The 7235-nt window shown below is 42.7% G+C and carries 4 protein-coding genes; 3 read left to right on the forward strand and 1 reads right to left on the reverse strand.

What is annotated here, in order from left to right; genetic code table 11:
• Positions 1 to 347 precede the first annotated feature (347 nt).
• The 3 genes from Q4519_RS19390 to Q4519_RS19400 all read left to right on the forward strand — a co-directional run bounded on the left by Q4519_RS19390 (position 348) and on the right by Q4519_RS19400 (position 6900).
• A complete protein-coding gene (locus Q4519_RS19390) occupies positions 348 to 3116 on the forward strand; it encodes a glycosyl hydrolase family 18 protein (protein ID WP_303515172.1) in 2769 nt (922 codons plus the stop codon).
• 155 nt (positions 3117 to 3271) lie between these two features.
• Positions 3272 to 4771: a glycosyl hydrolase family 18 protein gene (locus Q4519_RS19395; protein ID WP_303515175.1), complete on the forward strand. Its 1500-nt coding sequence runs from the start codon at positions 3272 to 3274 to the stop codon at positions 4769 to 4771.
• Positions 4772 to 5526: 755 nt separating this feature from the next.
• Entirely contained in the window at positions 5527 to 6900 is a 1374-nt protein-coding gene (locus tag Q4519_RS19400; protein WP_232803744.1) for a glycoside hydrolase family 18 protein, read from the forward strand.
• Positions 6901 to 7023: 123 nt separating this feature from the next.
• Here the strand turns inward: Q4519_RS19400 and Q4519_RS19405 are convergent.
• Positions 7024 to 7235 (reverse strand): hypothetical protein (locus Q4519_RS19405; protein WP_303515178.1); only part of this gene is annotated, 212 nt, incomplete at its 5' end.

Raw genomic sequence — 7235 nt, forward strand, 5'->3', positions numbered from 1 at the left:
AAACCCTAAGATAGTAATTAATACCCATTTTAGGTGAACAAGCGACTAAATAACATAAACCAATACTTTCAACTCGCAATAATAGTTGATGTGTAAATGCCATAAGTGCTACCTAACAGCGACTATAAATACTAGGGACGCTTGAGCTTAGTTAATAATAGAGATAGCATCGCCACCAACTTTCATACTCCCGCCAGAAATGCCCACAATCCACTTACTTTTCGATATGAAGATCACAGCAGACTGAATAGGTAATTGCTTATGACTGACTGCTAGTCTTTAATGCGCATATAAAAATAAAAACGGTTACTCTACAAGCTATTAATTTAAGGAAGCAGCAAGTCATCATGCGTTCTTTGTGGGTCATGTTCATTGTTCTTGGCAATTTGTTGTTCAGCTGTGTTCAAGCAGCTGAACCTAAAGCGATTATTGCTTATTACAAGCAGTGGGGGATCTATAGCCCTAATTATCACATCAAGGATGTTCCAGTAGGCCAAGTTACGCACTTGGTTTACCAAAGTGCAAAATTTGATTCCGAAGGAACTGTAGAAGTTGGTGATGAATATGCAGATTTAAATTTACAATATCCTGACGCTGACGAAAGCATACCTTTTAGTGGCAACTTTGGTCAGATGGTGAGCCTTAAAAAGCGTCATCCCCATATTAAGACCATTATCTCTATTGGTGGCTGGGGCCGATCTGAACATTATTCAAACATAGCAGCAGACCCTGAATTACGACATGACTTTGCTAAGTCAGCAACCGAGTTTATGAAACGCTATCAATTTGATGGCATTGAAATTGATTGGAACTTTCCAGTTAAGACCCAACGCGCTAAACAGCACGGTTTAGCGGCAGATAAGAAAAATTTTACTCTCTTACTTGAAGAGCTAGACGAACAGCTTTACTTAGAAGGTCAGAAAGATCGTCGAAAATACTTATTAATTAGCACTATCTCAGCTGCAATTGGTTACGAACAGAACTGGGAGGTAAAGGAAGCCAGTCGCTACTTAGATTTAATCAGTTTATCAACTGCTTACATGCATGGTTACTGGGAAGAGGCGAAGATAGCCAACCACATCACCCCGCTCTATTTATCTGAAAGTACTCAGCAGAGACTTACTTCGCTTAAAACAGAAGCCAATTCAGTTAACTTAGCGGTGCGAGCTATTTTAAATGAGGGCGCACCAGCGGAAAAAGTAGTCGTGAATATCGCCAGTTTTGCCACTGCGTGGGACCAAGTGCCAAGTGACGACAAAGGGCTTTATACCCATGCTGGAGAAATAAGTTGGGGAAGTTGGGATACCACCAGCTCAGGTCGTACAGGTTTATACAATCGCGGCCACTTGATTGGCTTTCTTGATAATCCTCAGTATCAAAAAGGTTGGGATAACAGCGCTAAATCGGCTTGGATTTACAACCCAGAAAAAAATGGAGGTCACTTTGTTAGCTATGAAAGTCAAGACTCCCTCGCTGAAAAAGTTACTTACATAGAGCAACTTAACTTAGCTGGTATCGCCATTAGGCAAATTCACAATGATCTTAAAGGCAAAGATTCTTTAATTAGACAAACTTACGCAGCTTTCTACCCTTGGCAAGCCATTTTATTTCAAGCCAAGCTATTCTATGCCAATTATAAAAATCGGATTTTATTGACCACAGGCTTCTCATTACTAATGATCTTATTGCTCATTAGAATCAAGTATAGACATTACAAAGAGGAAGAAGCAGACGTAAAAGATCGTGAACAATACCTGCAGTTAAAATCACAGCTACAACAACTTAATACCCCTCTTCAAGGCATTGCGGCATTATCGCAACGTATTAAGCAACACCAAGGGTTACTCGCAGATGAGAGTCAGGCTAAGTTACAACAAATTGGCCAAACAGGACTTGAGATAAACCATTTAATCCACAGCTTATTACATGACACCACATTGTCTCACAACCCCCGAACCGCTGAGTTAGAGCCAGTAAGTTTTAGGGAGATATTAAATGTTAGCCTTAATATATTAACGCCCTATATTAAGAATAAAGATGTTTCAGTAACAGCCAAAGCAATCACAGATGACCTTACTGTGATTGCGGATCCTGTATATCTACAAAAATTACTTATTACCTTAGTATCTTGGGCTGTTGATAACTGTGACAAAGGTAAGTCTGTCATATTTGATGCCAAAGCCAGCCAAGGCTACTACCAGATCAGTATGTTGACAGAAGGCCGACCACCTCTAGTTAGCCCTGCACAAATGCCAAACATATCTCTAATTAAACAATGTGTAAGTGCGATTTGTGCCGAGATTACTTTCGACGCTAGCGCCACACAACACAGTTGCTACTTATCATTACAAAGTGCCAACACACCTCCGATAGAGTCGCTACCGAAAGTAAAAATATTGCCTGCGGATCCTCATCAACCAGAAGTTCAGAAAAGAACTCAACTGGAAGCAGCGAATGAACGATTGCAAACCTTACAGGCTTTTTCTTCTCAGGCTTGTAAGTTAAGGGACATTAATGAGCTCATCAAAGAAGCATTTGAGGTGTTCATTCATGATCCGAAGCAACCTATCGTTAAAGTGTATCAAGGCGATAGCGTGATACACAGTAACGAGGGTCAAGAAACGGAGCAACAAGATAGCGTGACTATCGCTCATCCCGATTTAGGCGAGTTTTGTTTCGAGCTATACAGCAAGGAACCACTAACAGAGGAAGATGTTTACTACTTCCATAGTTTGGTCACGCAGATCCAAATGGTTCGACGCCAGCTACATGAAATAACCAAAGAGCCACAACTGCTGTCAGAGCTGTATGAGATAGCTTCTCGTAAAGATAAAATCCTTTATATTAAAGCGGAGAAAGGCTACAGCGGTATTTACTTACCCAACACAAAAGACGCGATCTACCTGACTTTACGCTTGAAAACCATCAAGTTATATTTTGACGATGATGTGTTACTGCAAATCCATCGGTCTTGGCTAATCAATCCGAAAAAGGTCACTAAGGTGCATCAGTTAACTAAACTGAAGTACGAAGTTGAAATTGAGGGCCAGAGGCTGCCTATCGCACGCCCATATATTCCTGTGCTGAAACTACATTTTCCGCATTGGTTTATTTAACTTAATCGACTTAAGTAGTGAGGAGGAAAAATCCGAGCTTACGCACAAAACCACTATCGATTAAGTATCAGGTGTTCACAAATTCCACAGTTTCTGTAATGATGGCGTTCTTGGCACGGATTGCTAAGAAACACAACATAACAAGGAACGTTATTATGAAATTAAAAAAGTTAGCGCAAGCGGTCGCGTTTGCCTCTATTTTTGGCGCATCAGCACAAGTTGCAGCCAGTGCAGCAGACTTCAAAGTAGTTGGCTATTTCCCTTCTTGGCAGGGATCAACTGCGGAAGTGCAGTACGAAAAACTAACCCACATTAACTACTCATTCCTTTTACCTAATGCTGACGGCTCTTTAAAGCCAATTGATGCACCACAAACATTAATCGATTTAGTCAGTCGCGCCCACGCTGAAAATGTAAAAGTAGGTATTGCAATCGGTGGCTGGAATGGCGGTAACGACTCAGCCTTTGAAACACTCTCAGCCGATCCTACAGCGCGTGCCAACTTTATCAGCAATGTAATGGCATTCATCAACCAATACGATTTAGACGGTGTTGATATGGACTGGGAATACCCCGATCCAGGTCAAAGTGCAAAGCGCTACACGCTATTAATGGACGAGTTAAGTAAAGCCCTTAAACCACAAGGTAAATTTTTAACTGCTGCAGTCGTTGCCTATGGTAATACCGGTGCAGGCGTTGAAACAGAAGTATTTGAAGACATTGATTTTCTTAACTTAATGGCTTACGACGCAAACAATACTAACCACTCCACATACCAAGTTGCAGTCGAGTCAATCAATTACTGGGCTGGCCGTGGCTTAGCAAAAGAAAAAATAGTGCTTGGTGTACCTTTCTATGCACGCCCTACTTGGCAGAAATACCGTGATATCGTAGCTGCCGACCCAAGTGCAGCTTGCCGCGATTTATCAGGTGGTGGTCATTACAACGGCATTCCATTAATTAAAGAGAAAACGAGACTGGCCCTTGCTCAAGCAGGCGGTATTATGAACTGGGAGCTCACTCAAGATGCCCCTAACCAATACTCTCTGTTAACTGCAATGGATGAGGTTATCAATAACCTAAGTACAGGTGAGTGCGGCACAGCTGTTGAACCAACAGTTGAGCCAAGTGTTACCCCTACAGTAACTCCCACTGTTACTCCATCGGTTACACCTACAGTAACGCCAAGTGTTGAGCCCAGCGATGCGTGGAGCGCATCATCGGTTTACTTATCCGGTGATATCGTTATCCACAATGGCAATACGTATGAAGCGAAGTGGTGGAACCAAGGAACTGAGCCTGGCTCTACTCAATGGGGCCCATGGGAATTAATTTCAGGTGTTGAACCAACAATTGCTCCAACTGTAACCCCTACAGCAGAGCCAACTGTAACTCCTACAGTAGAGCCAACAATTGATCCGACTGTTGCTCCTACTATTGCACCAACAGTAGAGCCAACAATCGCTCCGACTGTTGAACCAAGTTTAGAGCCAACAGTTGAGCCAAGTCTGCCACCGCAAGATTCTTGGCTAGCTACCCGCATTTATTTGTCTGGTGACAGAGTCAGCTATAAAGGCAACCAATATGAAGCGAAATGGTGGACCCAAGGAGAAGAGCCTGGTGTCGCGCAATGGGGGCCTTGGAAAAAGCTATAATTACACTGATACACAAATCAAACGGAAGCATTAGCTTCCGTTTTTTATTACTGACAATTAAATCTTAATTCCGTGTGAGCGGATAAATCACACCACCTAAAAGCTCATTAGATATATGCCCCCCAAACAACCTCGAGATGCAGGGTTTAGAGCCTTGCCAGTCAAGCAACAAACTCTCGCTGAACAAGTATCTTGAAGTTACTGGGGTATAAACCAAACCTGAACTTACCAATAATCCACCTTATAAATCACTACAGATAAATATCTACACCCTCTCCTCCTCAAATCTACCTAAGATATGAGCCTCACGAGTAAAAGCAAAAAGAGTGAGGGCCCCTCATTAAAGTTGCATATTTCAACATTGTGAAATGATCAATACAACATTTCACCCACTCATCAATAACAACCTAACGATTTGTTACTTAAGATAAAAACATTTCATTTCATAGATATTACAGGCTGTTTTCATGGGAAATTCCCGCCATAACAGAACCGATGAACAGTGCAATAAACGCTCAAAACAAAGATCAATTCCACGCACGAGTTGAAAGTAGTTATCGCGCTCACAAAAGCATCTGATTGGTGATCTATCGGTGAGAAACAGCTATCGACAAAACCACTGTAAACCTATGTTTATAAAGTAATTAAACTTCTGTTTGTGAAGTGGTTAAGGTTTGCAGCTATTATTCATCGTCGCTATCTGACAACATGGCTACATCATTATTTGGATGATGTTGATAAGGAAGGCGAAACGAATGAACACATTTAAACTATCGTTACTCAGCAGCTTGTTTCTAGCGGCAACCACAGCCAATGCAGCGGCTGATGCCAGTGAAAATCATCGTTATGTACAAGCACCAAAAGCCAAGCCTTACAAGGTTATGCCAAATACCTCTGGTAAAGTTGTTGCCAGTTATTTCCCAGACTGGAAACTGCAAGGTGATATATATACCGTACGCAATATGCCAGTGAAAAACCTTACCCATGTCATTTACGCTTTTTTATCTATGTGTGCTCCACACACTTATGTGAATGATGGCCTCAAGAAAATGATTGAAGAAAACTGTAAAGGGAAAGAACCTTTTACAGCCACTATCGTTGACAGTGAAGCCGCACTTGACGTTCGTTTTGATAAAAAACCCGAACCGCAAGAATACTATGGTCACTTTGGTGAACTTAAAAAAATCCACCAGCAAAACCCAGACCTAGTGATTCTGCCATCTTTTGGTGGTTGGACCATGTCAGAGCCATTCCGCGCTATGGCTAAGTCAGAGGAAGGTCGTAAAACCTTCGTTAAAACAGCAGTTGAGCTCATTGCTAAATATGATTTCTTTGGCGGCATTGATATCGACTGGGAATACCCTGGTGGCGAAGATAATTCACACGTAAGCTGGCGTGGCAACTCCCTTACCGAGGAAGAAAAAGCCCATGAACGTGAAGTTTTCACCCTGTTAATGAAAGAGCTTCGTGCCGAGTTAGATAAATTAAGCAAAAAAACCGGTCGTGAATATGAGCTGTCTGCGGCGGTAAACGGCTCGGTAAGTAAGGTGGCGGCTATCAACTTTGCTGAAGCGCAACAATACATGACACATGTATATGCCATGACTTACGATTTCTTTGGCGGTTGGGGCCCTCAGGTTGGCCATTTAACCAACCTACACGCGACGAAAGATACATTGTGGGGCATGGGCGTAGACAACATGCTTAAAACCCTAGAAAACGCGGGTGTCCCTAAAGAGAAGCTAGTGGTAGGCGCGGCCTTCTACGGTCGCGGCTGGGAAGGTGCAAAATGGGATAAGCCTGAACAATTCCCAGAAAGCGGAACAGAAGGCAAAGCCCATACCGATGGCTCAGGAGAGCCTGGTTACTTCTCTTATAAAGATATTATGAAAAAGTTTGTTGACCAAAATGGTTACCAATACGGCTATGACGAAGAAGCTGAAGCTCCTTACGTTTACAACAAGAACACTGGCGCATTTATCAGTTTTGATGACCCTCGCTCAATCGAAGCTAAAGGTAAATTCGTCCTTGACCAAGGCTACGGCGGTATCTTCTCTTGGGAAATAACCCAAGATGACGGTTCACTCCTTCGCGCCATGAACAAAGGCCTAGGTCATAAAACCAAATAGCTTTTGGTGAGGCTTCGGCCTTATCGCTATACTTTGCTCCCTATTTGATCCCAGGAGCCCTTTTCCGGTGTAGGCCCATTCACCGGAAAAGGATTTTTTTCTTCGTATTCTCACTATTTGATCTCAGTCGCACCCATTTCCCCCGCTGTAGCCCCATTCACAGGAAAAGGATTTTTTTCTTCGTATACTCACCATTTGATCCCAGTCGCCCCCATTTCCCCCGCTGTAGGCCCATTCACCGGAAAAGGATTTTTCTCCTCGTATACTCACCATTTGATCCCAGTCGCCCCCATTTCCCCCGCTGTAGGCCCATTCACCGGAAAAGGATTTTTCTC

This window comes from Motilimonas sp. 1_MG-2023 (assembly GCF_030547455.1).
GTDB lineage: Bacteria > Pseudomonadota > Gammaproteobacteria > Enterobacterales > CBDFNC01 > Motilimonas.

Coding starts and splice junctions, on each gene's coding strand:
- Q4519_RS19400 (WP_232803744.1), top strand. CDS start 5,527: ATGAACACATTTAAACTATCGTTACTCAGCAGCTTGTTTCTAGCGGCA.
- Q4519_RS19395 (WP_303515175.1), top strand. CDS start 3,272: ATGAAATTAAAAAAGTTAGCGCAAGCGGTCGCGTTTGCCTCTATTTTT.
- Q4519_RS19390 (WP_303515172.1), top strand. CDS start 348: ATGCGTTCTTTGTGGGTCATGTTCATTGTTCTTGGCAATTTGTTGTTC.